Origin of the sequence: Paenibacillus sp. MY03, assembly GCF_002165585.1 — a bacterium.
Classification (GTDB): Bacteria; Bacillota; Bacilli; order Paenibacillales; family Paenibacillaceae; genus Pristimantibacillus; species Pristimantibacillus agaridevorans.
On sequence record NZ_MXQD01000011.1, the window covers coordinates 123,064 to 149,398 of the forward strand.

16 protein-coding genes and 1 pseudogene are annotated in these 26,335 nt (G+C 52.0%); 10 read left to right on the forward strand and 7 right to left on the reverse strand.

Going from position 1 to position 26,335, the window contains the following annotated elements:
- Window positions 1–600 precede the first annotated feature (600 nt).
- The 3 genes and pseudogenes from B1748_RS38025 to B1748_RS13175 form a co-directional block, all read right to left on the reverse strand.
- Window positions 601–747 (reverse strand): helix-turn-helix transcriptional regulator, encoded by a 147-nt coding sequence (locus tag B1748_RS38025; protein WP_108991136.1) that lies wholly within the window; start codon window positions 745–747, stop codon window positions 601–603.
- Window positions 744–851, reverse strand: a pseudogene (locus tag B1748_RS36835) (phosphoribosylaminoimidazolesuccinocarboxamide synthase); the annotation flags it as partial. The gene B1748_RS38025 and the pseudogene B1748_RS36835, both read right to left, overlap by 4 nt.
- Window positions 852–1,204: 353 nt before the next feature.
- Window positions 1,205–2,617, reverse strand: coding sequence for an extracellular solute-binding protein (locus B1748_RS13175; protein WP_179215565.1), 1,413 nt, complete (start codon window positions 2,615–2,617; stop codon window positions 1,205–1,207).
- A 491-nt stretch (window positions 2,618–3,108) separates the two neighbouring features.
- Here B1748_RS13175 and B1748_RS13180 point away from each other — a divergent pair, with 491 nt between their 5' ends.
- The 8 genes from B1748_RS13180 to B1748_RS13215 all read left to right on the forward strand — a co-directional run bounded on the left by B1748_RS13180 (window position 3,109) and on the right by B1748_RS13215 (window position 17,546).
- On the forward strand, window positions 3,109–4,689 hold the full coding sequence (locus tag B1748_RS13180) for a type 2 periplasmic-binding domain-containing protein (RefSeq protein ID WP_087568384.1): 1,581 nt from the start codon (window positions 3,109–3,111) through the stop codon (window positions 4,687–4,689).
- 13 nt (window positions 4,690–4,702) lie between these two features.
- On the forward strand, window positions 4,703–6,940 hold the full coding sequence (locus B1748_RS13185; protein WP_179215566.1) for an AraC family transcriptional regulator: 2,238 nt from the start codon (window positions 4,703–4,705) through the stop codon (window positions 6,938–6,940).
- Window positions 6,941–7,126: 186 nt separating this feature from the next.
- Complete coding sequence (locus B1748_RS13190; RefSeq protein WP_256975649.1) at window positions 7,127–8,611, forward strand: ABC transporter substrate-binding protein; 1,485 nt, start codon at window positions 7,127–7,129, stop codon at window positions 8,609–8,611.
- Between the two features lie 86 nt (window positions 8,612–8,697).
- The gene (locus B1748_RS13195) at window positions 8,698–9,636 is read left to right on the forward strand and encodes a carbohydrate ABC transporter permease (RefSeq protein ID WP_087568506.1); all 939 of its coding nucleotides are present in this window, start codon (window positions 8,698–8,700) and stop codon (window positions 9,634–9,636) included.
- A 21-nt stretch (window positions 9,637–9,657) separates the two neighbouring features.
- Window positions 9,658–10,494, forward strand: a complete 837-nt coding sequence (locus B1748_RS13200) for a carbohydrate ABC transporter permease (RefSeq protein ID WP_087568386.1) — start codon at window positions 9,658–9,660, stop codon at window positions 10,492–10,494.
- Between the two features lie 38 nt (window positions 10,495–10,532).
- A complete protein-coding gene (locus B1748_RS13205) occupies window positions 10,533–11,831 on the forward strand; it encodes a Gfo/Idh/MocA family protein (protein WP_087568387.1) in 1,299 nt (432 codons plus the stop codon).
- A 36-nt stretch (window positions 11,832–11,867) separates the two neighbouring features.
- A complete protein-coding gene (locus B1748_RS13210; RefSeq protein WP_087568388.1) occupies window positions 11,868–15,383 on the forward strand; it encodes a DUF4838 domain-containing protein in 3,516 nt (1,171 codons plus the stop codon).
- 78 nt (window positions 15,384–15,461) lie between these two features.
- On the forward strand, window positions 15,462–17,546 hold the full coding sequence (locus B1748_RS13215; protein WP_143810293.1) for an alpha-L-rhamnosidase-related protein: 2,085 nt from the start codon (window positions 15,462–15,464) through the stop codon (window positions 17,544–17,546).
- 118 nt (window positions 17,547–17,664) lie between these two features.
- On the opposite strand, the gene B1748_RS13220 is transcribed toward B1748_RS13215, so the two are convergent.
- Window positions 17,665–18,627, reverse strand: a complete 963-nt coding sequence (locus B1748_RS13220) for a helix-turn-helix transcriptional regulator (protein WP_087568390.1) — start codon at window positions 18,625–18,627, stop codon at window positions 17,665–17,667.
- Between the two features lie 103 nt (window positions 18,628–18,730).
- On the opposite strand from B1748_RS13220, the gene B1748_RS13225 reads away from it, so the two are divergent.
- A complete protein-coding gene (locus tag B1748_RS13225) occupies window positions 18,731–19,210 on the forward strand; it encodes a GyrI-like domain-containing protein (protein ID WP_087568391.1) in 480 nt (159 codons plus the stop codon).
- Between the two features lie 23 nt (window positions 19,211–19,233).
- A complete protein-coding gene (locus B1748_RS13230) occupies window positions 19,234–19,698 on the forward strand; it encodes a phage tail protein (protein ID WP_087568392.1) in 465 nt (154 codons plus the stop codon).
- Window positions 19,699–20,027: 329 nt separating this feature from the next.
- On the opposite strand, the gene B1748_RS13235 is transcribed toward B1748_RS13230, so the two are convergent.
- The 3 genes from B1748_RS13235 to B1748_RS13245 form a co-directional block, all read right to left on the reverse strand.
- On the reverse strand, window positions 20,028–22,100 hold the full coding sequence (locus B1748_RS13235; protein WP_087568393.1) for an alpha-amylase family protein: 2,073 nt from the start codon (window positions 22,098–22,100) through the stop codon (window positions 20,028–20,030).
- 27 nt (window positions 22,101–22,127) lie between these two features.
- Window positions 22,128–24,800 carry a GxGYxYP domain-containing protein gene (locus B1748_RS13240; RefSeq protein ID WP_179215567.1) on the reverse strand — a complete coding sequence of 891 codons (2,673 nt, stop codon included), beginning with the start codon at window positions 24,798–24,800 and terminating at the stop codon, window positions 22,128–22,130.
- Window positions 24,801–24,969: 169 nt separating this feature from the next.
- Complete coding sequence (locus tag B1748_RS13245) at window positions 24,970–26,322, reverse strand: alpha-L-fucosidase (RefSeq protein ID WP_087568395.1); 1,353 nt, start codon at window positions 26,320–26,322, stop codon at window positions 24,970–24,972.
- Window positions 26,323–26,335 lie beyond the last annotated feature (13 nt).

A 26,335-nucleotide genomic window follows, 5' to 3' on the forward strand; every position in this document is an offset into this window, starting at 1 on the left:
TCAATGCCTCAAGTTCAAGCATCAAAAAAAGATCGCGTCACCTTGCCGTTTGGCGAAGATGATACGATCTTAAGTATGCTTAAGTTGCTTGAAGCCTTCCAGCGCTTCCTCGTTGTTATCGTATAACATGAACAGGTGGCATACAGGGAGGCTTACTCGGTCAAGACATCGCCATTCCGAGTATATATCTTATCGTTTTCCTCCAAGGGGGAACGTCCTGCAGGGTACCGTAAGTAGTCACAGCCTTCCGTTCGTCACAGAGCTAATCAACAGAAGGGTTAAAGTTATCAGTGCCAACAAGCCTATAATTGCTCGCTTTCTAAAGTTGTTTGCCTTATTCATTAGGCCCTTCCTTTCCATTTCCTTAACCGAAGTCTCTTCGAATTCCACTTCCGATGCAGTAAGGCGTTTCCCAACAGTATACAGGGGAGAGTTTAAAACCAGTTTAAACCGGAGATCATGAATGAAAGCGAGTACATCATCGCGACTTCCGTAGACAAACCGCTTCGCGACGTGGGGAAAATACGGTCGATTGGTAACTCAAATAGCGCAGCCTGCAGGCTGCGCTATTTGTGTCCCAACATACTCCGCCCTATTCGTTCAATTCCAGTCTCTGGCGCGGGCAACGGCTTGACCTCGACGTTTGACGCACAGCTTTCCGATATTTCTGAACGTATGCGTCTTGACCGTCGTTTCCGCGATACCGAACCGACCGGCAATCTCCCTGTTAATATGCGATCGGTTTATTCGCCCGCCAGCATGAGCTTCTCCAGCTCAAGCGGTTCAACGTACACTCCGTCCTTGAATGCTCCCATGTTTCCGCCAGATATTTCATCAATAAGAACAACTTGCTCCTCGATCAGCTCCTCAAGGGAATCCGCTAATAACTTGATTTCCCCGGTATCATGATAACAAATGGAAACCTTTCCAGCCTGATCGATGATGATCGGATCGCCGGACCCATCCATGGAAATAACATAACTGGTTTGTAAAACTTCTCCAAACATTTTATAAAGTGTACGTAGTCCTCGTGAAAGTTTACTTTCAGCCGCTGCTGGCTTTGACAATCTCCTCTTGGCTCACCGGAATGCCTACTAGCGTACGTTTATCTTCCCGATGAAGGAAGCCATCAATATCTTCATTAACGCATCATTCATAAGAAAATCCCCTCCGCTCCCCATATTTTCATCTTTCGCTGTTCCTCTTATTCTATCCTTCTGCTTATTAAGTCACTTTGCAATTCTTCTTCCATCATGCGGCAGAGCGCAGGCGTATCCATCATCCCTGACAAAAACAGTTTTAAAATTTCTCCCATCTTTTTAAAACCCCGGACGGTTAACCCGAGATCGCGATGCGTGCGGAATGTCGGAATGATTTCTTTGTATAGGGAATAGCTTGCCGGGCGATTCAGTCCGCTGTTGAAAGAGGGAGCTGTCTCAGCAATCGGCTTTATCCCGGGTATGCTGAGCGTATGATCACGAATCGCTTGTTGGGCTTGTTCGGATGCGAAATAGCGAACTAATATTTTCGCAGCGTCCTTCACAGCAGATTTACGGTTAACGCCCATTCCGATAATGTGCGTTAATGTAGTTGGCGTATGTATAAAAGGTAGAGGCGAGATGTCATATTCTATATCGGTATTTTTGAACTCATTCATGCTGAAATAGTTTTGAACGGTCATCGATATTTTTCCCTGTCTCATCAAATTTTCGGCATCGTTGCTATGATTGGACAAGTAGTGCGCAAACACGTCGCGATCATTAATAAGTTGTCGCATAAGCTGAATGCTGTCAAGCAGCTTCGGGTTGATGAACGCTGTTTTACCTATTGCGCTATCCGCCATTGAAATCCCGCTTTGCAGCAAGAAGACCGGCCATCGGTTTTCTGAGAGAACATGGAAAAATAGGGCGTGGCGATCTTCTGAAGTGAGTTTCTTCGTCATTCTGATCAAGTAATCCCATGTCCAGCTACTATCCGGCTCCAATAGGCCGGCTTCTCGGAAATGCGATTTATTGAATGCCAGCACTGTAGGCGAGAAGGCAAGTGGTTGAACAAGAAGTTGCCCGTCGTAACTGAAGGTTTCGTTAAGAAAAGGATACATATTGGTTTGCGGAACTAAAGGTTCAAACAAGTGCGTGCATTCATGTTCCATGATTTCCTGGAAGTTGATATTGTTAATGGTCATCACATCGATTATGCCGTGCTCGAGATAGGTTTGAGCAGTTTTCAAATAGTCGAAAGAATCCGGGCCCGTAATCGTGACGGCATTGACTTGAATGGATGGATGCGCCTTGTGGAACATCTCTAGTATGCGGGATAACGAGATATCGCGCTCGATGGACGGACTGCAGCCTAGCGTGATGACGATTTTAGATTGATGAGGATTGGCAACGATGCTGCCGACCCGATGTTTCTTAATAATAAGCCCTTCTTGAACGAGCATGTCCAGTCCTTTGCGAACTGAGTTGTTGCTTAGCGCATATTGTTCAACCAGAACAACCTCCGAGGGAAGTGCCGTTCCCGGCAAGTATTTGCCGCTCAGAATATCTTTACGAAGCTCGCGCACCATTAGCTCTAAACGAGTTTTAAATTCTTTGCGGCTTGGTCTGTCTTCCATACCGTCTCCTCTTTCAAACATTACTGCATATCTACTTTTTTATATAACATATCACAGTAAAAAAACAAATGCCAGCGATGCTTTCAAACACATTTGAAGCAGATATGAAGCAATTGACAATAAAATAAACTAGATGATAAGATTTTATCATACAATTGTAATGTAGTTATAAAGCAGAAGGAGCCTATGGTGGTAAAACTCTAGAGTGCGAGCGAAGATTTACTGGTACGTCCAGGGTTGTGTTCGTCGTTTACAGAGATATCGAATTTCGCTATACTACAACCAATTTAATAGTTGTCGCAAATTACGCGCTCTCTTCTTTTCCTTTGTATCGGGATATGTCGGGGGGGCGCGTATTTTTTAAGAAAGCCGGAATAGATATTCTAATCTTCATTTAGAATGTAGTCATGAAAGCGTATTCTTGATTGGAGTGAACTGGCCCGCGAACGGATAAAGGAACGATTACGACTTGTGCTCAAGGGGGAACTAGGATGAACGGATGGCGCGCGGGGGCGTTTGCGGCTATTGGCTTGCTGCTTGCGGGAATGACTGCCTTTGGACTTATTCGGGGCTGGCCTGCCGGGACACGACAGGATGCCGATGCTCAATTAGCAGACGATCAAGTAACATTGCATTTTATGATTAATGGTACGGCAGGGGCAGAGGAGCCGGATCGGCAAGATTTTATAATGACCGCCATTGAGAAGAAATTTAATGTTCGTTTGCGTTTGACGGCCAAACAGCCGGGTCAAGCATACGATGAAACGATTGCATCGCTTCTGGCAGCGAATGACCCTCCGGATATGTGGCTCAATATTAATGCTGACGGAGGCGTGAAATACACGATGGATAATGTACTTGCTGACATGACGTATTACGTTACGCCGGAGACAATGCCTAATTATTTTCAATATTGGATCGACGAGCAAGAACTGCGGGAGTATCAGACGAACAATCAGTTTGCTCGCGCGCCAATCCCTTTTGATCGCAAGTCTTATCGTTCTTATTATATTCGTAGGGATTGGCTGGCTCATCTTGGGATGGATGTCCCCCAAAACTATGATGAATATTTGGAAGTGCTTCGGGCGTTTACAAATGACGATCCGGATAACAATGGGAAAAATGACACCTATGGCTTTACAACATCGGGCAATGGGTCCAGCCTTTCGTTGGATTGGCCCGAATATATAAAGCGCGGCTTGCTGTACCCCGCATATTTCGCTGAAGATCAGTTGGTTGATATGCAGATGGATTTGCGGGTTGGTCAAGTGGTGGATGATATTTTGCGTGTAATGGACGAGGGAATTGTCGACCCGAACTGGTTTCTTAATAAAGGGAATCAACATGTGGACAAAGCCGTACGGGGCAAGGTGGGCGTTATATTGGGAGATACGGCGGATTTTGCGCTCGATTCCAATCCGGACAGTTTGCAGGCGAGAAGCCGCAAATTAAATAATGAAGCAGATTGGATTCCATTTAATCCTTTTGGGCAGCAGCCGCTGCGTATTGAGCCATCGCCGGAATATCCTTTCGTATTTTCCAATGTTACAGCGGGAGCGGCGCCAGAAAAGCTCATGTTATCCGCAAGCATATTGGATTGGTTGGCAGGTAAGGAAGGTTTTCTGTTGACCCATTACGGATTGGAAGGAAAGCACTATACGCTTGATGGCAATACGGTCATTTTACACCCTGAGGCTTTGGAGGACGGAGAGAAAGAAATGCTGAAGAAGTGGAGCTTCTTTACGCCTTACGCGCCAGAGGTACTGGGGATTCAGGTGAGTGATCCACGGATGACTGAACGAGATGAACGCGTTTTAAAAGCAATTACAACTATGCCGGTTTACGAAAAGTTAGGCACGACGTTGACGCCGCCTCTTGGAGTAAGTGTTGAAGCGATGCGTGCCAAACAGAATGAATGGCAAGTAAAGATGCTGTTTTCGGACAAATCGGGGGCTCGCTGGCCGGAATATCGGCAGGATGTAATGAAGAACTACAAGGGGAATGAAATTTTTCAGCAATTTGAAGAGAAAATTCGTTTGGCTCGGAAGCGGCTTGCAGGGGAACGGCGATAACGGGGGGAAACATATGCGGAAAAATTGGTTCAATCGATTGTTGTTATCTTACTTCCCGGTACTGTTCGTAGTTAGCTTGAGCTTGCTTTTTATAACTTATCTTGTTTTAAGCGAGATGTCGCAAAAATCGGCTGTTCGTGCCAACGATATGATCACGCAGCATACGTTAAAAACAATTGATGATGCGCTGCTTAACATTGATCGTATGATGATGCACGAAATTTCAAGCAATAGCCGGATAAAAGCTTTTTTTAATGAAGCCGAAGCTGGCAGCAATCGTTTTATTGATTATCAATCGGCTGCGGCGCTGCAAGAAATAATGAATAATAATCGTTTCATCGAGTCGCTATATTTGTATCGTGTTACTGGACAAACGGTCGTTACGCCGACGGTGTTGACAGGAATTGAGCAGTTTGGCGACAAGGAATTTGTAGGCCGGAATGTAACAAGCTTAAAACCTCATTATTGGGTGGATAAACGTCGGTACACGGAAGAAATAGAAGGGGAACCGGTTGAGGTCATCAGCCTTGTTAAGATTGCCAATTTAGCGGATAGAAGTCTGTTTGTCGTTAATGTAAGCACGGATCGTTTAGCCGAGTTAATCGAACAAACTTCCGATTCTCCTTTTTATTTTGCCGAGCTGGTAGATGGCGAAAACAAATTGATTGTTTCCAAGCAGCAGGACCAAATAACGTCTTCTCATTCTGAAAAAGGCAAGCTTCTGTCCAGTATCCAATCGGATTACACAGGCTGGACGGTGCGCAGCGGCATTTATCGGGCCAGCATGATGGATTGGGTGTCCTCGCTATTTTATCTCTGGATTACATTTGGCTGCGTTGTTATTGTTCTCGGTTGCGTGTGGCTGATTTACGTTACCCGTCGCAATTACAAGCCTATCCTGACGGTTATTAATCGGATTACGGAATATTCCAAGTATAAAAGCAAAACCTTGCAAATGGCTGATAAAGAGGATGAGATGAAACTTATTGAACGGACGATCGAATCCTTGTTGGACGAATCAAGCCAGCTCTATGAAGAAAATAAAGAAAATTTGATTTATCGCAAACGCCATATTTTTCGGGCCATGTTGGAAGAGGGCGCCGCTTTGCCTGAGGAGCACTTGTTGGGTGAGCTTAAGAAACTGGGGATGGAGTCGAGCTTTCAGTCCGTTACGATGATGTTGATTGAGATCGACCATTATTCGGTGTTCGAAAAAAGCTACAGCCGGCGGGACCAACACTTGTTGAAATATGCGCTAAGTATGGTCTGTCAGGAAATATCGGACAATGAGTCGATGAATACATGGGCCGAGTGGATCGATCAACAGCGTATGGCCGTAATAGGCATGTCATCCAAGGACCAAAAAGAAGCGGCTAATGACCTGATTTCTTTATGCCATAAGCTGCAGGAATGGGTGGCTCGAAATTTAGTATTTACCGTGACGATCGGTCTTGGGAGCAGCAAAGTATCGCTTGCGCAAATTTCCTCTTCCTACTGGGATGCGGTAGAGGCCCTTACGTACAAGCTTTCGCTCGGCGCTAATCGGATTATCGGTCCGGATGATATAGCTGCTTTGCCGCAAGGGGAAGTATTTCGGCCCATGCAGCATATCCGCGAAATTTGCCAGTTGTTTCGGACCGGCAATAACTCTTGGGAGCAGCAATTTCAGGAGCTTTACAATGCCCTGAGCATGGAGCTCTTTTCGCGGGATGATCTCATTAGTCTAACCAGCTATTTCATTAATAATTTGCACAAGGAAGTCATGGAGCTTCCGAAGGAGTTCCATGATTTTTGGAACGAAGAGGTGCAGGGTGAACTGAAGCTTGTGCTTGCTGACAAAGAGACAATCGATGAAATCTACCGTGATGTTGAACATGTATTGAAGGATGCATTCGAGCAGATGAGAGAAGTCCGAGAGAATCGCAATCACCATCCATTAATCCACCAGATTAAAAAGTATATTAATGAACACTATGACAATCCGGATCTGTCGCTTGCGCAACTGAGCGGCGAATTCAATGTAACGGCAAGTTATATTAGTCGATTATTTAAGGAGGAATTTGGAGAAAAGTTTAATGATTATGTTGCAGAAATACGAATCGGCAAAGCCAAACAATTGTTAAAAGAAACGGATGCGCCAATCCATGAAGTGGCCGTTAAAGTGGGATACACGCATGCATTGAGCTTTATTCGCGTATTCAAAAAAGTGATGGGCAGCACACCGGGAAATTATCGAAAGGACATGATATAAAGCTTCAAAAACACAGGCAAATAGCGGGTTTGCAGCCCCTTCAAATATTGTATATGCAGTGATAATAATGAATCTATACGGGGAGCGACGGGCTGTGTTACTTTTAGGCAACGAGATCGACTCCCCCTTTTGTTTGGCGGGTATCGTATCGCAAATCTGATTAATCCTATTGAAGGAGGGTTCACATTGTTCACAAAAAAGAAAGTATTATTTGTACTTGCCGTCTGCCTGACTTTTTCGATGGCGCTGATCGGCTGCAGCAGCAACAGCAATAATGGCGGGGAGCCGACCAGCGGCCAAGGGAATCAAACCAATACCCCGAGCAGCACTAACGCTCCTGCGGAAAGCGCTGTTTACGAAGAAAATGGTTTGCCAAAAGACGAGAAGGTCGTGCTGAAGGTCGGATTTTTTGAAGCTGGCATGGGGCGGGAATGGTTCGATTATGCAATGGATACCTTTAAAGAGAAATTCCCGAATGTTAGTTTTGAGGTGACGTATTCACCGAAAATCGGCGATCTGACCGCTACGAAAATTGCCGCTAATAACGATGACGATATGTTCGATATGTTCTCAGCGGTACTGCCGGGCGGGAATGCCGCGCAAATTCCGCTTGCAGAAAGCGGTAAGATCGAGTCGCAGGAGGATCTATGGGATCGTAAAGCTTATGATAGTAACGGCAAAACAATTAAAGAGCTGGCGATTGACGGCGAATTTGAAGGAGCGCCAAGAATACTCGGCAAAACCTATGCGCTGCCAAACTCCGGAACGACAGCGGGGCTTTTCTTCAACAAAAAACTGTTTGAGGAGAATGGCTGGAATCAAAATCCGAAAACATGGGCTGAATTTGTAGAGCTTGGTGAAACGATTAAAGCCTCAGGGATTATTCCAATTTCTCTACCAGGGCAGGTGCCTGATTATATTAACCATGCATTCGGAGTCTGGAAGCGGTTTGAGCTCGCGGAAATAAACGGCAGAACGGATGCCTTCGAGGCTGACTTTCGCGAATTTCGCAATGAATACAGCTCACCCGAGACAGTAGAAGTGTGGAAACGAGTCTATGAATTGGGACAGAAAGGCTTCTTCCCTGAAGGATTAGCCGCATTGAACCACACGCAATCGCAAATGCAGGTGCTGCAAGGAAAAGCAGCGATGGTATCCACTGGCGCATGGGTGCAAAATGAGATGAAGGATTCGACGCCGGCAGATTTTACATGGGGCTTTATGGCGGTGCCGTTGGGAGATGATCCTGAGAGTACGAAGTATATTCGCGGCTCAATCAGCAATGGCTTTTTCATCTGGTCAGCCAAGCCGGAATTGAACAAGCAGTGGGCCAAAGAATTCAGTGTTTGGCTGTGGAACCTGGATGTTCAGACTGTCATTGCCGATAAAGGCGGGCAATTGTCCGTCCGTAAAGATTTTGCAGATGATCCGGCTCGTGCGGACAAAATCCAGGAAGCTTCAAAGGCAGTTGCCGAGTACATCAAAAACAATAATGTGAAAATGGAGAGCGGTTTCAGAAATACGACCCTTGCTGATCCTTCCTATGCGCAAGCGCTGAAAATGATTAACGAATCGACGAGCCAGATTGCCTCTGGCAAGCAGGACCCGCTTCCAATCCTGGAAGAAGCGCAAAAATTAATAGACAAAGCCATTGCTGCAGAGCAGAAGTAAACATCATGTTCGCAGCGTAAATAGCGGAGGAAGTTTTCTTCCTCCTCACTATTTGCACATGAAAGGAGTCTCACGTTTTGAACAATATGAAACAGTTGACCCGTAGTGCCATTCCTGAACGTGAAGGCTGGCTGCGCAGAAAGCAGACTCAAAAGTGGATATTTTTATTGTTTGCGATCACCCCTGCGTTTGGCGGTTATCTGCTCTTTACCCTGTATCCCAACTTGATGTCCGCTTATTATTCGTTATTGAACTGGAACGGCATATCTGATCCTGTCTTTGTCGGATTTCAAAATTATGTCACTCTTTTTCAAGATAAATATGTGTGGCGCGCATTATTTCATAATCTGATCTACATGTTTTTCGTACCCGCTTTCGTTATTCTGATTTCATTGTTGCTTGCTTATATACTGACGAACAAAAATTATAAGGGAACTCCTTTTTACAAAGTCATATTTTTCTTTCCGAATGTGCTCTCCAGTGTTGTTGTAGCTTTACTATGGGCATTCATTTACGATGGCAGCTTTGGGCTGCTTAATTCCATGCTTCGCCTTGTTGGCATTAATATTGGAGAATACTATTGGCTGGGAGAAATCAAGACGGCGCTTTGGGCAATTATTCCGCCTTATGTTTGGGCAGGGGTAGGCTTCTACGTCATTATTTTTATGAATGCAATGGTTACTATTCCAAAGTCACTTTACGAGTCCGCTATTCTCGAGGGAGCAACGCCGATGACCCGGTTGGTGAAGATCACCATACCGCTGATCATGCCGATTGTTCGTGTAGGCGCTTTGTTCCTGGTACTCGGTTCCTTGAAAGGATTTGAGCATGTGCTGATTTTGACAAATGGCGGTCCGGCTGGTTCAACTGATGTTATCGGGCTATACATGTTCAATCTGGCTTTTGGGGCGGAATACCATAATTACGGATATGCTTCCGCAGTCGGAATGTTTTTGTTTGTCGTCCTCGTTATTGCAAAACTGATTACGGATAAATATATAACGAGCCAAACTGTGGAGTATTGATTGTTGAAAGGATGAACGGTTGTGACAGAAAAGCGTTCTTTAGCCGATGTGCTTTGGATTGTTATGCTCATTGCAGGTGCATTATCGGTATTATACCCGTTAGTCTGGGTGTTCTACCAATCTCTGAAAACAAACCAACAGTTTTTTCAAAATATATGGTCACTGCCCGAGACGCTCCAATGGAGCAACTATAAGATGGCCTGGGTGAAATACGGCATCGGAAAATCGCTGTTGAACACTTTGTACTACGTGGGCTTAAGTTTGATTATCGGTACTTTTTTGACCACGCTGAATGCCTATGCATTAACACGTATTGAGTTTAAGGGCAGGAAACTGATTTGGGGCATCATTATGCTCTCGTTGTTCTTGCCGGGGATTAACGCCCTTATTCCGCAATTTGTGCTGATGCGGGATTTGCAGCTGACGAATAGTCTTACCGGATTGATCATTCTGGATAGCTTCGGTGAAAGTGTATTCTTTCTGCTGCTGCTAGGCGGCTTTATGCAGTCATTGCCGAAAGAGTTAGAAGAAAGCGCTTATATGGATGGAGCCTCGATCTTTCAAGTTTTTTTACGGATTATTACGCCGCTAGCTACACCGGGGATTGTAACGGTTGCGATTTTTAAGTTTCTTGGTCTGTATAACAATTTTCTGGCACCATTCATTTATCTGAGCGATCAAAAAAAATATACGATTGGCGTTGCTATGTATCAAGCCAATCAACTGATGCAGTACACTTCGGATTGGGTGACACTGTTTGCAGGCGTATTAATTGCGATGATTCCGTCCGTCTTCATGTTTGTTTTTTTCCAACGCTGGATTATGGAAGGAGCTACTTTGGGTGGAATTAAAGGATAGTTGCTCAAAAAATTATGGAGAGGAAGTTTAACTAGAGTATGGAACAGATAGAAAGAAAATTCATTCCGGCAGATCGGCCGATGACTGCCGTCATTGTCGGAGCGGGGCATCGCAGTCTCGTATATGCTTCCTATTCGGAGGAGCACCCGGAGGAACTGCAAATTGTTGCTGTTGTAGATCCGGATGCGGAACGCAGACAATTAGTAGCGGATAAATATCAACTTCCTGCTGACAGGTGTTTTAAAACGGTAGATGAACTGGTCGCTGGGCCTCAAATAGCGGATGCGGCGATTAATGGAACGATGGACAATACGCATGTGGCGACTTCGTTGCCGTTGCTGGCGGCAGGCTATCATATTTTGCTTGAAAAGCCGATTGGCGTATCCGAGGAGGAAGTGTTGGAACTGAAGGAAGCAGCCAAGCGTTTCAACCGTCAAGTGATGGTATGTCATGTGCTGCGCTATGCGCCTTATTATGCCGCGATTCGCAAGCTAATTGCAGAAGACGAAATCGGCAACATTATTCACATCCATACCGAAGAAAATGTCAGTTATCATCATATGGCTATGGCATATGTCCGCGGAAAGTGGAACAGCAAGGAGACAGGCGGTTCCTCTATGCTGATGGCCAAATGCTGCCATGATCTTGATTTGATTACCTGGATGAAGAGCGGAGTCAGACCGGCGACTGTTGCGAGCGTAGGCAGTCTGCTGCAATTCCGGCCGGAACGGGCGCCGGAAGGATCAGGAACGCGTTGTCTCGCAGATTGTCAGATCGAATCCACATGCATGTATTCGGCGAGGAAGCACTATGTCGAGCAGGGATTGTGGGTCCCTTACGTTTCATATAATGAGCACCTCGGGGTAACCAAGACACCCGAACAGTTGTTGGAATCGCTGCGGACAGATAATCCTTATGGACGTTGTGTATGGCGTTGCGACAACGATGTCGTCGATCACCAGTCGGTGATCGTGGAATTTGAGGATGGAAGCACGGCGACGCACAATTTGAATGGGGCGACTGCCAAACCATGCCGCAGCATTCATATCATTGGCGAAAAGGGCGAAATCCAAGGCGTGATGGAAGATGGCTGGTTCACTGTCAGACATCCCAACCCGCAACAAGGTCATGAATATTCTGAACGCAGGGTAGAACTGGAAGTATCGATGGAGATGCACGGAGGCGGCGATTTACGGCTTGTAGCCGATTTTATCAACGTCCTGCGCGGCGGAACGCCATCGCTGTCTTCCACGTCGCTGGAACAATCGATATACGGCCACCTTATAGGATTTGCTGCGGACAGGTCGAGAGAAGAACGGAAGACAATCTTGCTATAATAACCACTGAAATAGCCAAGGGGAGATGTGGTAAATATGAGGAAAATGCAGTTTTTACGATCTGCTTTACTTGTTATATGCCTGCTGTTTACATTTCCAGGTATTTCGTTTGGCAACGCGCAGGCGGTCTATGATAACGGCGCTGCTATAAGAGAAGGCGGGCAAGGGACTGAAGGGAAAGAGAGAGGGAACAGTCAAGGGATCGTTGTGTCGGTAAATTCAGACAACGGTACAATTAACGTCAGATTCAACAAGCAACCGCCTGGGGGAAAACCGAAAGCAAGTGATTTTACGATTCAACGTGAGGTAAAAAGCGGGGCGGCCGAGGTGATAGCTCCGACTTCGTATGCCTGGGAGACTTCAAACAAGATCGCGACATTTACTGTACCCCCGCTTGCTCCCGAAGTTATGGAACTTGAGGTTGTGTACAGCGTTTCCTTTAAAGGCGCTGCATCCGTATCGGCTCCGGCGTTTGTGATTCCCGTCTTACCGCCTTTGGTCATCGTGCGCGACGGGCAAGCGAATTCGACGATTATTATCGCGGAAGGCGCGGATGAGCGCACGCAAGCGGCCGCAGCCACATTGGCGGAGTACGTGAAGAAGTCGACGGGCGTGCTTTTGCCGGTGCTGGCAGAGGAGCAAGCGGGGAGCAGCGATGGGGACCCGGCAAGCTGGGTTCGTATTTATGTCGGCGATGCCCAAGCGGAGCCGCGGCTTGGCGAATTGCTGCAGGGCATGGATGGAGACGGTTATGTCATTCTTCCTGAAGACGGGAGGATTACAGTAAGCGGTCCGACCTCTTGGGGGACCGAATATGGTGTATATGCTTTTCTGGAAAAGCATGTGGGTGTCAGATGGCTGATGCCGGGACCGGACGGCGAGGATGTCCCGCAGCATGCGACATTGTCTATCTCCCGCGAAATGATAAAAGAAGAGCCGGTTTTTATCTCCCGCGTGTTCAGTCCGCTTAATGGAACCGCGTATCCGGCGCAAGCAGCATGGGCACGCAAAAATCGTATGCATAGCCGACTTTCGTTCCACCATAACATTTATTCACTCTTTCCGCCCGAGGAGTTCGGTCAGAGCCATCCGGAATTTTACCCGGTGCGCAATGGCGTGCCGTACATTCCGGCGGCAACCTTGACGAATTCCTGGCAGCCTTGTTTTTCGGAGCCGGGGACGGTGGACGTGGCGGTAGGCAAAATAATTGAATTCTTCGCGAATAATCCAGAAGCCGATTCTTTTTCGCTTGGTGTAAACGACGGCAAAGGGTATTGCGAGACGGAGCCGGATCATCCGCTGTACACAGGGAAAATCAATTCCGTAGGCGTTCTGGATATGTCGGATATTTACTATAATTGGGTGAATCAAGTTGCGGAAGGAGTTTTGGCCGTATACCCGGACAAATGGTTCGGATTGCTCGCTTACGATAGCGTCATGGACCCGCCTTCCTTCAGGCTGAATTCTCGCGTAGTTCCGTTTATTACGCAGGACCGGATGGCGTGGATAGATGCCGAAGTAGAGAGTGGATCCAAGCAAGTGCTGGAGAAATGGAAGCAGGCTGCGGACCATATCGCCTGGTACGATTACATCTACGGCAATCCTTACTTGCTGCCTCGCATGTACATCAGGCAGATGGCAGACAATTACGCCTATGCCGGGGAACATGGCGTGCTGGCGCATTATGCAGAGTTGTACCCGAACTGGGGGGAGGGGCCAAAGCCGTGGATCGCCGCCAAGCTGCAATGGAATCCCGATCAGGACGTAGATGCGCTTCTCGACGAATGGTATGTGCGGGCGGTAGGGGAAGAAGCCGCAGCCGACCTCCGCACCTATTATGATCACTGGGAACAGTTCTGGACAGAGCGCATTCAAGGCTCGACCTGGTTTGAAGCTCGGAAACGGACGACTTATCTGGAATTTGGCGACCCTGGTTATTTAGCCCTGGTCACGGAACAAGAAATAGCGGATAGCCGGAGCTTGCTGGAATCTGTAGTCGAGAAGGCAGGCACGGAGCAGCAAAAATCGAGAGCAGTTATGCTGTTGCGCGCGTTCGAATACTACGAAGCATCGGCGCTAAGCTATACGCCGAAGTTCGCGTCTTTGAACGAGCAAGACGCACTTGCCCTGCTGGATCCCGCCGCCATGGAGCGGAAGATGGACAAAGCACGTGAACGCTACGAACTGCTGGATGAATTCGCGCAGGATCCTGTGTTGATGCACTTCATCAAGCCATCGCCGACAGGCATTTATTACCCGCTTCTGCATTGGAACGGTCTCGACTCCGAAGCGTTTTGGGCGCTGGCGGACTATATGAAAGTGTCCGAACCGAATGGTGGAACGGTAAGTCAGCAGGTTTATGATTTGACCCAGCGTGCAGAAAATGAAAAGCTGCGCGAATACGCCAATCTGCTGCAAAACGTAAATTTGGAGCTGTTTGCGCTCAATAACAATTTTTCATTCGAGCTTGGCGGGGACGTTCCGCAGTCGTGGTCCCCATGGTTTGAAAGCAATACCGTGTATAAGCGTTCGACAGACTACAGCCACTCGGGCGATTCCAGTATAATGATCAGCACGCTGCGCCGTGGCGGTCCGCATCAGATCGTCAATGTAAATCCGGGGATGATGGCGACGCGTATTCACTATTTTACCCCTGAGGGAACGAAGACGAATGCAACGATCCAAATCACCTTTAATTTGCGGGATGCCAGCAATCAGCAGATCGGCACGCTTGTTTCGGAAACCAAGAAGGTAGGGGCGACAACGGGAACATGGTCATCCGTCGATTTCCTGACAGACATTCCGGAAGGCGTCAAGAGTGTCCAGATGGTCGTTCTTCTAAATCAGGTAGAGCCGGAAACGAAGCTATATTTGGACGATTTCGTCATCTATCAGGGAAGCAAGGAATGGTTGAACGGACAGACATTCTGGAAATTCGCCGATTATATTCAGGTGCATGAGCCGAGCGGCGGTGTTTTGACGGATCGGATCGAAGCACTCAGCAGTAACTCCGCTTCCGGGCAGGAGCGAGAGTTCGCTGCGCTTTTGCTGAACGTTCTGCAAGGCGCTGCTCCGGTTACGAGCAACGCGTCCTTTGAGCAAGGGACGGCAACTTCGGCGCCGCCGTGGGCTTTCTATGTTCAGAATCAGGGCACAGTTACGCGGGTTACGGACTATGGGCATCAGAGCAATTCCAGTATTGTAGTTACCGGTGCCGGGCCATCTGTAGTTCCTTATCAATACTTTATTCCGCAAGCCGGACCGGCTGCCGCCAAAGTATTTTATAAGCTGCCTGAGGGCTCGACAACAGGAGGTACGATCCAGATAGGTTTCAATTTGAATACGGCCGATGGAAAAGGCATCACAGTTATGCGTTCCGAGATCAGACCGATTATCAACTCGCAAGATGGGTGGTCGTCGATTAGTCTCGCCGCCTATATTCCTGCCGAATATAATGATCTTGTTGTTGGAAGGATTCAATTCACGATTAACGTGAGCAATTTGGGGAGCGGAATCCAGCTTTATGTAGATGACGCTAATGTTTATCAATAACAACCAATAATATATGGCCCGCACAGCGGCGGCTTGCGCCCCCCGGTGCGGGCCATTAGCAAAGGAGCATTGCAATTGTTGACGACGGAGAAACAGACTGCAACCTGGATTTGGTATCCCGGCGATTTCGAAATTTGGCTGCATCGCGAAGTATGCTTGCGCCGGGAAGAGCGGGGCAGTATTTATCCGCCATTTTACCGACTTGATTCGCCTTATGTTTCTTTGAAGTTCCAGCATATTTACACGATTGCAGAGTCGGAAGAAATAAGCATTGCGGCAGAAGGGCGCTACAATGTCATGATCGACGGCCTAATGGTGCCGCCGACAAGCGGACGCATCGTACTGCCGGCAGGCGAGCACAACCTGATTATATCGGTCGTCAATGAAGGGGGCTTGCCGGCTTTATTTGTTCAGGGCAGATCGGTAGCGAGCGATCCCCGCTGGAACGTCTCGCATACGAATTGGCAGTGGGTTTCACCCGGCTCGTGGCATTTCAATAAGGCGACCGAACCGCCGTCTGCTTATCGCCTTGCTACGTTCAAGCAGAGCTATATTGGCGAGGAGCAGTTGCCGGATGGTTCGCAGCTTATTGATTTTGGAAAGGAAACCTTTGGCTATATTCAACTGCATGGCCTTTCAGGTGTCGGCAAAGTGATGCTGTATTATGGCGAGTCGCGAGAGGAAGCGTTGTCCGAGGCGCATTGCGAGACGCTGGATTGCATCGAAGTTGCGTCTGATGCTCCGCTGGAGTACACCCATCATGCATCCCGGGCATTGCGCTATGTGCGCATAGTGGCTGACGTGGGGATCCAGGTGCGAGATGTCTCGCTTCTATATGAATATTTGCCCGTACAATACCGTGGGCAATTCCGCTGTTCGAATGAGCGCATCAATGAAATATGGAGTATTTCCACTTATACAATGCATTTGACGACAAGGGAATTTTTTCTTGATGGCATTAAGCGGGATCGCTGGGTATGGTCGGGCGATGCGTATCAGAGCTATTTGATCAACTATTATTCCTTTTTCGACGAAGCAGTCAATCGGCGGACTACAATAGCTCTGCGCGGCAAGGATCCGCTCGATACGCATTTGAATACGATTTTGGACTATTCTTTTTTCTGGATTATCGCGCTTTATGATCATTACTGGTACACGGGCGATTTGGAATTTGTCCGCAGGATGTACAAAAAGTTGCTGGGATTACTCGATTTTTGCCGGGGAAGGGCAAATGCCAACGGAATGGTTGAAGGCCAGCCGGGGGATTGGGTCTTTGTCGACTGGGCGAATATCGATAAACAAGGCGAATTGAGTTTTCAGCAGGTTCTGTACTGCCGTAGCTTGGAAGTATCTGCACAATTGGCGGCGCTGCTTAAAGACGATACACGAGCACAAGAGTTATCCAGGGAAGCGGCATCGCTGAAAAAGCAGTTGTTTGAGACGTTCTGGGATGAAGAGCACGGCGGGCTGCTCCACAACCGGGTCAATGGCGTGCTGCAAGGCGGCATGACCCGGTATTCCAATATGTTCGCCATATTGCTGGATATGCTGGATGAGCAGCAGAGGGAATTGGTGGCGAGACATGTACTGAAAAATGATGCGGTGCCAAGTATTGTAACTCCATATATGCGTTTCTTTGAGCTTGCTGCTTTATGCGAGGTGGGAGAACAAGCATATGTGCTGTCTGAGATGAAAAGTTATTGGGGAGGCATGCTCGATCTCGGTGCTACTACATTCTGGGAAAAGTACGATCCAGAGTTGGAAGGCGCGGCGCAATACGAGTCATCCGGCCGTCCATTTGCCAAAAGCTTGTGTCATGCCTGGGGAGCCGGTCCGATTTATTTGCTGGGCAAATATTTTATGGGCGTGCGTCCGCTTGATGCCGGATATGCTAAGGTGCTCATCGAACCAACGCTTGGAGGGTTGTCATGGTTTAAAGGAACCGTTCCGACTGCCGAAGATGACGAGGTTTCGATATACATGGATGAAACATCGCTGCGAATTCGTACTGGAAACCGTCCGGCGGTGCTGCGACTGACAAGTGTAATTGAACCGACCTGCGAAGCAGGTACATTTTGCGCGATCGGCGATCATCGCTATGAGCTATCGTTGGACAGTTTGCAATCGGAGTATGTTATTGCATATCGCACTTCGATATTTTAGGTTTTTGGCCATCCACAAGTCTTAGAGTTTCATCATTTTCTGTACAACAAATAAACGCAGCCGGCAGGCTGCGTTTATTTCGTTTCTGCAGGGAATATTATCCCTTATCCCTAGTCCCTTATAAACCGTATAGGTCCAATCGTTCTCGCAGCGCTTCCGCCATTTCCTTGGGCAGCTCCCTGATCTTGATATCCTTGCCCAGAAAAAGCAGCCAGTTGGCGACGTCGGCCAACGCCTCCGAATCGTTAACGTTAACGGAAGTTTTCAACATGGCTCTCGTTTGGAAGGGATCGGTATAGGACAGGGACACCGTTAGCGGATGGTATTTTTTGAACTGGGCAATCGCCTTGGGACCGAGCTCCAAAACAAGGTTAATGGCTTCCTCCCGCTGGCTTAGCTTCTCCCGTATCTTTTTCCGGCTCAGCCGCTTACTCACGGGATAGGGTTCTACATCGATGAGATGATCGACGGAAAAGACGACTCTCTTTTCTTCCGCCAAGTCGAAGCCTTCGATCAGCCAGAGGCTTTTTTCGCGATATAAGTGCAAGAGATAGACGGGATACGACTTCGTGTCGTTGCCTTCCCGGATCGTGATCCACAAGTAGTTGTCCGCAAGAAGGATGCCGATCAACTTCTCCAGAATGGGATGGGGCAGGTCCGACATCTCAAGCAGATCCGGATTATTCGGGTTGGTCCCTTCGAACAGCAGGATCTGATTTAACAGCACAAGATCATCCTGCTGATTCTGCGAAATGAGTCCCAATAACTTCTCCGCCAAGGACTGACGACTCTTGAGGTAAGGGAGCTGCTGATTCCTTGTCGCCATAAAGGCGATAAACAACGCTTTGATCTCGTTATCGGTAAAACGAACGGTCGGCAGGACCGAATTGTTCATGACGAAATAACCCCCGTCCCTACCCACTTCGGCGACAAGCGGCATCCCCATGGCCTCGATTTCCCTGATGTCCCGAATGGCCGTCGAGCGCGAGATGTTAAATTCCCGCATGATTTCGGAAATGGTAAAGGAAGCGCGGTTGTTGATATACCGCATGATGATATTGATCCGCTCCACTTTTTTCATCGCGGCCTCCTAAACAGTGTCACTTTTTGACATGATTAAAAGTTATTATAAACTCAGCAGGGGAAAAGCAAAACCATTTCATAAAAAAAGGATGGATGAAAACATGGCAAACTACACGCTTGAGGAAAAAGAAGGCTTTACCGTATTGGGTATGGGAACGGATCTGAAGAGCGATTATACCGACTATGTCGGCATCAACAAGGAAAAGCTGGACTTCTGGCAAGCGGTCAAACAAGACGGACGGCTTGACGCGCTAAAAGCAGTGGCAGCCAACGACTTCATCTTCGCCGTCAACGAAGCCGTCAACCAAAAAATGATGTATTACGCAGGCGTAATGACGGATACTACATTGCCGGATGCCACTCGGGTCATTCAATTCCCTAAAGGCGAATATCTCGTTGTCCAGGGAGAAGCCGAGACGGCCGACGCTCTGAGCAACCAGCTTACCGGAATCGCCTTCGGTCAAGTGCTGCCGGAAGCCAAGGACTTCGCCTATGTGGGCGGGCCGAACGCAACCGTCGAGATGGGACAGCGGGACGGCTTGGTATACGGCGAAGTGTGGATTCCCGTCGTCAGGAAATAAACCCGAATACTGGAGGAATGGACATGTCCTACGTTGTGGATTTCAAAGAAGTGTCTACGGTTGGCCTGGAATCTTCGCCCGTGCAAGAAGCGCTTGCCGGTCTACGCGCGAACGAAGCCCGCTACTTCATGAACAAATACAAACATGAATTCACCGTTACGCCGGCTGCCGAAAGCCCGGAGACGCTGGCATACGTGAACCGGATTCTTAAGGAAGAACGCGGCATCGAATTCGCGGCCAAGCCGCTAGAAACATCGAGCTTCCAAGTGGAGAACATTCGGTGGTCCTTCGTCTTCTACGAGGACGGTCTGGGCGTCAACGTCTTGTATACGATCGATGATCCCAAGAAACGGGCGGTTGGATTTAAGCTTTCCGAGGGAATGGACGTGCCTCAGGAGTTAGAAGGTAAGTTTAAGTTCGCCCGGCAGAAGTCGAAGCTGGCCGGCACGATTCGCGGATCGTTTTTCGTGATCAAAGGGGAGTATTGAGGAATAGCTGGGCACGCAGGTAAAGCGGCGGTTTTATTACCGTTATAAGTTAGCTTGATCAAAAGAAGGGGCTGTCTCAAAAGCCAATTTGTGATTTTTCGGGCCCCATGTCAAGTCGGATACGTAATGCATCTGCAGAATAGTCACATGGAACATATTATAATAATGCAACCTTATGCATCCTTTGCTCACACAATATCGACGCTCGCCTCCAATAGGGAGTTGGGCGTCGATTATTTATACACGGCGTCGAAAGACGCCTTTGCGGCCCGCTCCATAGCGGCTGCAAAGGCGTCTTCATGTTGCATGTGTATTAGCAGAGTCCCGTCTCAGCGCTCCTTTGTCGCTGCCTCGGCCGAGGCTGCTACATCCGGCTGTAACGCGGAAGGGGTGGTCTCTCCCGTGATCGCCTCGCGGATGACGAGGATGCCGTGGATATCGAGCGACGGTACCGTCGTCTCGAGCCGGCCATCCTGCCAACGCCAGGCCAGCGCCGCGCCCGCCGGCTCCCATGTGACCGCCTGCGGCCGCTCGGCGACCGCGACGGACAGCCTGATCGGACCGGTCGGCGGCACCGTCTCAGGGAAGCCGCGACGGTTCGACACCGGCATCTGCGCCAGGTTCAACAGGTGCACGCACAGGGTCCCGTCGGCGGCGTGGCGCAGCGCGAGGTCGACATGGGCCGGCGCATCGGTCGTCACCGCCGGGTCCGGGAACAGCCGCTCGACCAGATCGCGGATGTAGCGTCGCATGAAGGGATGATGGCTGTAATAGTAGCGCGAGGCGATCGGCCCGTAGACGGCGGCGATCTGTCCCTTGCCATACCGGTGCAACGTCGCCGCCGCGCCCTCCTGGCGCAGTTGTCGATGTCCCTCGGATACGCCGTCCGCCCGCACGTCGAGGTAGGCGCTGCGCGCCTGCACGCCCTCGCCGTGATAGCGGATCGACAGCACCTCTGCGCCGCTCGGCTCAATCGGCTGCCAGACACCGGGGCAGCCGATCTTGCCCGCACCCGAGACGAGTTGGGCCCGCAGCTGCTGCGGCTCGCCGACGAGCCGGACGCCGAGCGCTTCGCCGAACAGCCGGGCGCAGCGCTCTCCGAGCAGCAGCAGCTGGCCACCGCCCTCGACATAGCACAACACGCGCAGGCGGAACGGCTTGCTCAGCACCGGCGCATCCGGGATGACGAGCAGCGGATATTCGTCCAGCCGCTCCATCAGCATATACTCCGTCAGCACATCGACCGAGTAGTGCGACTCCAGCAGCGCATGCAGCGCCCCCTCAAGCTCGACGAGCGGCGTGTCCCACCAGGTGTACACTCGATCGGAGATGTCGAACTGGCTCTCGGCGGAGTGCAGCAGCGCGATCTGCGGCACGGACACGCTGCGATGCGAGAGCTGCTGGCGCTCCCGGCAGTAGGCGGCGATCTCGGCGGCGGTATCGACGATCTCCTCGGCGATGTAGCCGGAGCGGGTCGGCAGATAGTAGAGCATGTACCCGCCGCCATGCATCAGCACGACGCCCGCCTCCTGCTGCAGCTGCGCCGCTGACTTCAGCAGCTCCTCCTGGCCGTCCGCGTTGTCGAAGCCCCATGACTGCAGCTCCCACGGCATGCCGATCTGGGACAGATAACGCGCCTCGGTACGGGCGCGATCGGCGGAGAGCATCGGGTCGAAGTCGCCTGAGAGGTAGTCGACCGGAGCCGACACCGGTACCGGACTCATCGTCGAGAACGCCCAGTTGCTCGCCCGCTGGACGCCGGGCTTCAGCTCGCCGAGCCTCGTCGTCCAGTGACGCAGATACGTCTCGAAGCGGGCGCGGTGGAAGCTCTTCCAAGCGCCCCAGCGGCTGTCGCTGCGATCGACAGGAGCATCCGCCCATCCGGTTTCGGCCGTCCACGCCGCCATCGCTTGCGGGCCATAGTCGAGCTTGGCCCCCCAGCATTCTCCGTCCAGCCAGACGCTGTCGACGTCATAGCTCTCGGCGATCTCGACGAGCTGCGGGACGAGCAGCCCGTCGGCGTAGCCGCCGAACAGGCTCGTCGCCTCTCCATCACGCCGACCGTCGGGATGCGTCACCGCCCACTCCGGCCGCTGCCGAACAGCGAGGTGATCGACGATGCCGGAGTAGTGCACCCCGAGTCCGATCCCTTGCTTGCGCGTCTCCTCCCGCCAGATCGCCAGCGCATCGCGGACGATGCCGGGCGATGGCGTGCCGACAGCCGTCTCGTACCCGGCATAGCCGGGGTGGCCCTTACAGTCGTAGTGGACGAAGTCGGGCCGGATGCGCCGCAGCAGCTCGGCTACGGCGTACGGCTCGATATCGGCACCCAACGCGTGATCCTCCGCCTCGGGATGCAGGTCGAAATGCAGGCCAAAAAACGCATTCTTGCGGTCAAACATCTTTTTTCACCTCATATTCGATGGCGGCTACGGCCGCGACCAGAGCAGACTGCCCACGCTAGCCGGAGCGTCGCCCTCATAAATGTAAATCTTGCCGTCGTCCTTGATGACCAGATGCGCCGATGACGAGCCGTTGGTGCCGCTCGACCAGAGATAGCCCTGGTTATCCGAAGGGCCGGTGCCCCGATAGACGACGAGATTGCCATCGGTCTGCATCATCGCGAAGTAATCGCCGCTCGTGCCGGTGACGCCGGATTGCCAGACGACGCCGGTGTTGGCCGCCGGGTTCGGCCCGCTGTACAACACGAGATTGCCGTCAGTCTGCAGCGTCAGGCAATACGTGCCCGACGGGGAGACGAGAAAATCGCCATCCCGCAGCATCCGCCCCGACGTCAGCACGTCGTGCGGCGGCACTCCCTCGACGATGCCGCCGTTGACGCTGACGCTATACAGGCTTGGGCCCCAGCCGTCGGTCGGCGAGCCATCGCGGAAGCGCACATAGACGGTGTTGGTCGGGTTGCCCGTCAAATAGCTGCTGAGGTCCAGGGCGAGCGTCTCCCGGTTGCTGGCGTCATGGACGTCGGCGGGGGCTTGCGCCACGATGGTCCATGTGCTCTCGTCGACGGAGGCTTCGACGACGTAGTTGTTGGCGATGTCGAGCGCGAGCTCCAGCGTCGTCTCGGCATCGTCCAGGTTGAACCGGTACACCCAGCTCTGAGCTCCGTCCGCTACCCGATGATCGCCGCCGGCGATGTAGCTGCCGCCATCGGCATGGAGAAAGCCGCTCTCATTATGTGTGAAGCTCGCCCGGAAGCCCGCCTCGGTGATATCCTCGAACACCGACTCGGCATACTGCTGGTACAGATCGACCATCTCACCCGGCGTGACGACGACGAAGCGTGCAGGCAGGCTGTCGATATAGTCGGTGAGCAGCTCGGTGTTGATGTATTGGGCCCCGACGTTGAAGAAGGCCGGTCCCGTGCCGCTGTAAGCGGCGATATCGACGCCGTCGAAAAACGAGTAGTTGATAAACACCGGCTTGCCCATGTAGCGGAAATGCGTCTCGCGATTGTCCGCGACCGCAGGCCGCTCCGGATCAAGTCCGCCGTACCCGGCGAAGACGCCCTCTACGCTCGGAATCGCCGTATACACCGAGGCGTCGAAGCGGTCATAAAGCATCGTACGTAGCGTCCGCTGGCGCATATAATCCATATAGTCGTCCGTCAGCGCAAAGTAGTCGTCCTTGTACTGATCGGGCATCGGATACTTGATGTAGCCGACGCCGGTAACCGGCGTCACGTAGCTGTTGGCCCCCCGCTGCGCGTCGTAATAAGCGGTCGCCAGCGGATCGATCTCCGCCAAGAGCGGCGTCAGTTCCCAGGCGATCGGATAGTCCTCGCGATCAGCCAGCGCGAGCCAGGTCGGGAACTTCAGATGCGGAAACAGCAGCGTGTCGCCGTCCGTCTCCGTGAAGCTGATATACACCTTGGTCGGATCGAATACAAGGCTGCGCACTGTCTCCGATGCGGCGGGCCGCACCATCGGCAGGCCGCTCGTCCAGCTCATATTGAAGCTCTCGCTGGCGACCAGCACGTACTTGCCCTTGCCATTCAGATAACGGCCGAAAGCATCCTCGTCGGTGCTGCCGCCCCAGGTGCCGATGATCGGCGCGACGCCGGGAGCCAGCTCGACGAGATCATCGAGCAAGCCCTTCTCGCTCGCGGTCAAGCCGTTGCCGGCCTGCGGGTCGCCCTTCAGATGGAAGGTGAAGATGCGATTGGCGATGAGGTAGTCGAACATGGCGAGGCTGTAGTTCGGATTGGCCGCCAGGATATCGGTCCGCATGTAGGGCGCCAGTTCGGTCAGCGCATAGTCGTACGCCTCCTCCCACGAATCCAGCCCGAGCGCGCTGCTGTCGGCGAGTACCGGCAGCGTGACATTGTAGTCGTCCTCCAGCTTCTGCAGCTGCGCTACGGTCAGTGCAACCGCGTGATGACGGGCGCTCAGCATCGCCGTCACGTTGAGGTTGGCGACGCGAGTGTCGGACGGCTGGAAGCTCTTGTTGGGCTCCGCATACGCCGAGTTGTCGCCCGTGTAATAATAATAAGTGCCGCTGTTGCCGGCGCCTGCCGGGTCCAGCACATCCTCGTCATAGAGCACCGCCCCGGCCAGCTCATCGGCGAATGCCGCCACCAGCGCATACGGGTCGGTATACGGCTGCTTGGTATACCCGCCCAGCTGATCGAACCAGAAGTCGCGCTGGACCATGACCGAGTTGGCCGAGAAGCCCGGCTGGGCATCGAAGAGATGAAGCGGGTTCTTGAGCACCCAGATGCGCGGCTCCTCCCGGTTCACCAGCCCTTGCAGAGACTCGATCATCATCAGATCGCTCAGCTCGTAGGCGCTGCTCTCCATATCGATATAATGGATCGTCTGGGACGGCTCCTCCGCCGCCCGCGGTAGCACCGCCGCCTCGGCGCTGGATGCTGCCGCCAGCAGCAGCCATGCACAAAGCAACGCCAGCAGGCCGCCCTGCAGCCAAGCCCCTGGCTTCGTCAGCACTTGTGCCCGAGGCCACACCGTGCGATACGGATCATGCCCCATCACCGAGCCTGTCCGCAGCGACGTCCAGCGACTGGCGAATGAGCCCGCCTGACTCGGAAGCACGTCTCCATCTATCTGCAACACTGTTCCCTCCATTACATTCTCGCTCCCCCAGGCCGAGCCTGCGTTCATGCCAATCTTGCCTCTCCCTCTGCAGCTCATCCTCTGTTCCTCCCTCGTCATCGTGGCGAATCGGTCATCAGAAGCTTGCTTGTCTTCCCGATCAAGCATCCCGCGCGCTGCTCCCTGCGCGCGCGGGGATGGACTATGGGCTCTCGCGGTCATACCTCAGCGCGATGACCGGCACATGCCGGCATGGCAGATCGTCGCCGGAGCCGTCCAGCTCCGGCAGCGCGATGATGCGGCGGGCGCCGTCTGCGCGATAGTCGAGCGGCGGACCGTCCCAGCCGAGCAGCCGCGCCTCGGCTGCCCCCGGCAGCCCCTCCGCGCTGAGCGTCAGCTCGCAACCCGGCCAGCGGAGACAATGGACGTAGAGCATATCGTCGGACGATGTGTAGCGGACCATCTCGCCCTCGCCGTGCGTCCGCCATCTGCGCGTGCCGTAGATCGCCTCACCGTTGACGCGCAGCCAGTCTCCCAGCTGCCGCAGACGCTCCTCCATGATGACCGGAATGCGGCCGTCCGCTGTCGGTCCGACGTTCAAGAGCAGATTGCCGCCCCGGCTGACGGTGTCGACGAGCAGATGGATCAGCTCCCGCTCGCCCAGGTAGTCGCGCAGCGTCTCGTTGCGATTGTAGCCGAAGGAGGTACCGATGCCACGGTTCTCCTCCCACTTGCGTTCCAGCTTGATGGGCAGCGCCACTCCGTCCGGCCCGTATCCGACCTCGCCGTATTCGGTCGTGTAGTAGCCGCCATGGCGGCCACGCGTCTCTTTGCCCCACCGGTCGTTGACGACGATCTCCTCTCCTACCGGCGAGGCGTTATATAGCCAGTCGAGGAACGTCCGGCTGTCCCATACCTCGCTGTGATGCTCCCACTCCCCGTCGGTGAACAGCACCGACGGGGCATAAGCCTCGACCAGCTGCCGCATCTGCGGCACCATCTGCGTCCGGGCATAGGCGGCCGGGTCGGCGAGATAGAGCGGATTGAACCATTCCAGCAGCGAATAGTACGCCCCCATCCGCAGCCCCTGCGCCCGCACCGCCCGGTCCAGCTCGCCGTAGAGGTCGCGTCCGGGACCGACGTCGACGCTGTTCCAGTTCCACCGATGCGGACTCGGCCACAGACAGTAGGCGTCGTGATGCTTGGCGGTGAGGACGACATATCGCGCGCCCGCATCGCGGAACAGCGCCGCCCACGCCTCCGGATCGTACAACTCCGCTCCAAAGCCGGCAACGAAGTCCTCATAACGCGTGCGGTCGCCGAACACCCGCTTGTGGAACTCCTTATATTGGCTTCCCGGCTGGCGCACCGCGCTGCCGTACCACTCGGCATATGCCTCGCCGGAGGTGTTCACTGTGTCGCGCTTCGGTCCCCAGGCCGGGACCGAGTAGAGACCCCAGTGGATGAAGATGCCGAACTTCGCGTCATCGTACCAGGCGGGCAGCGGCCTCTCGTCGATGCTGCGCCACGCTTCCCGCTCATTCGTCGTAGTCATGCTGATCGTCCCC

Excerpts from the sequence above, each read along its gene's own strand:
- B1748_RS13210 (WP_087568388.1), top strand. The coding sequence starts at position 11,868 with ATGAGGAAAATGCAGTTTTTACGATCTGCTTTACTTGTTATATGCCTG.
- B1748_RS13235 (WP_087568393.1), bottom strand. The coding sequence starts at position 22,100 with ATGTTTGACCGCAAGAATGCGTTTTTTGGCCTGCATTTCGACCTGCAT.
- B1748_RS13185 (WP_179215566.1), top strand. The coding sequence starts at position 4,703 with ATGCGGAAAAATTGGTTCAATCGATTGTTGTTATCTTACTTCCCGGTA.
- B1748_RS13230 (WP_087568392.1), top strand. The coding sequence starts at position 19,234 with ATGTCCTACGTTGTGGATTTCAAAGAAGTGTCTACGGTTGGCCTGGAA.
- B1748_RS13180 (WP_087568384.1), top strand. The coding sequence starts at position 3,109 with ATGAACGGATGGCGCGCGGGGGCGTTTGCGGCTATTGGCTTGCTGCTT.
- B1748_RS13240 (WP_179215567.1), bottom strand. The coding sequence starts at position 24,800 with ATGGAGGGAACAGTGTTGCAGATAGATGGAGACGTGCTTCCGAGTCAG.
- B1748_RS13245 (WP_087568395.1), bottom strand. The coding sequence starts at position 26,322 with ATGACTACGACGAATGAGCGGGAAGCGTGGCGCAGCATCGACGAGAGG.
- B1748_RS13195 (WP_087568506.1), top strand. The coding sequence starts at position 8,698 with ATGAAACAGTTGACCCGTAGTGCCATTCCTGAACGTGAAGGCTGGCTG.
- B1748_RS13220 (WP_087568390.1), bottom strand. The coding sequence starts at position 18,627 with ATGAAAAAAGTGGAGCGGATCAATATCATCATGCGGTATATCAACAAC.
- B1748_RS13205 (WP_087568387.1), top strand. The coding sequence starts at position 10,533 with ATGGAACAGATAGAAAGAAAATTCATTCCGGCAGATCGGCCGATGACT.
- B1748_RS13225 (WP_087568391.1), top strand. The coding sequence starts at position 18,731 with ATGGCAAACTACACGCTTGAGGAAAAAGAAGGCTTTACCGTATTGGGT.
- B1748_RS13175 (WP_179215565.1), bottom strand. The coding sequence starts at position 2,617 with ATGGAAGACAGACCAAGCCGCAAAGAATTTAAAACTCGTTTAGAGCTA.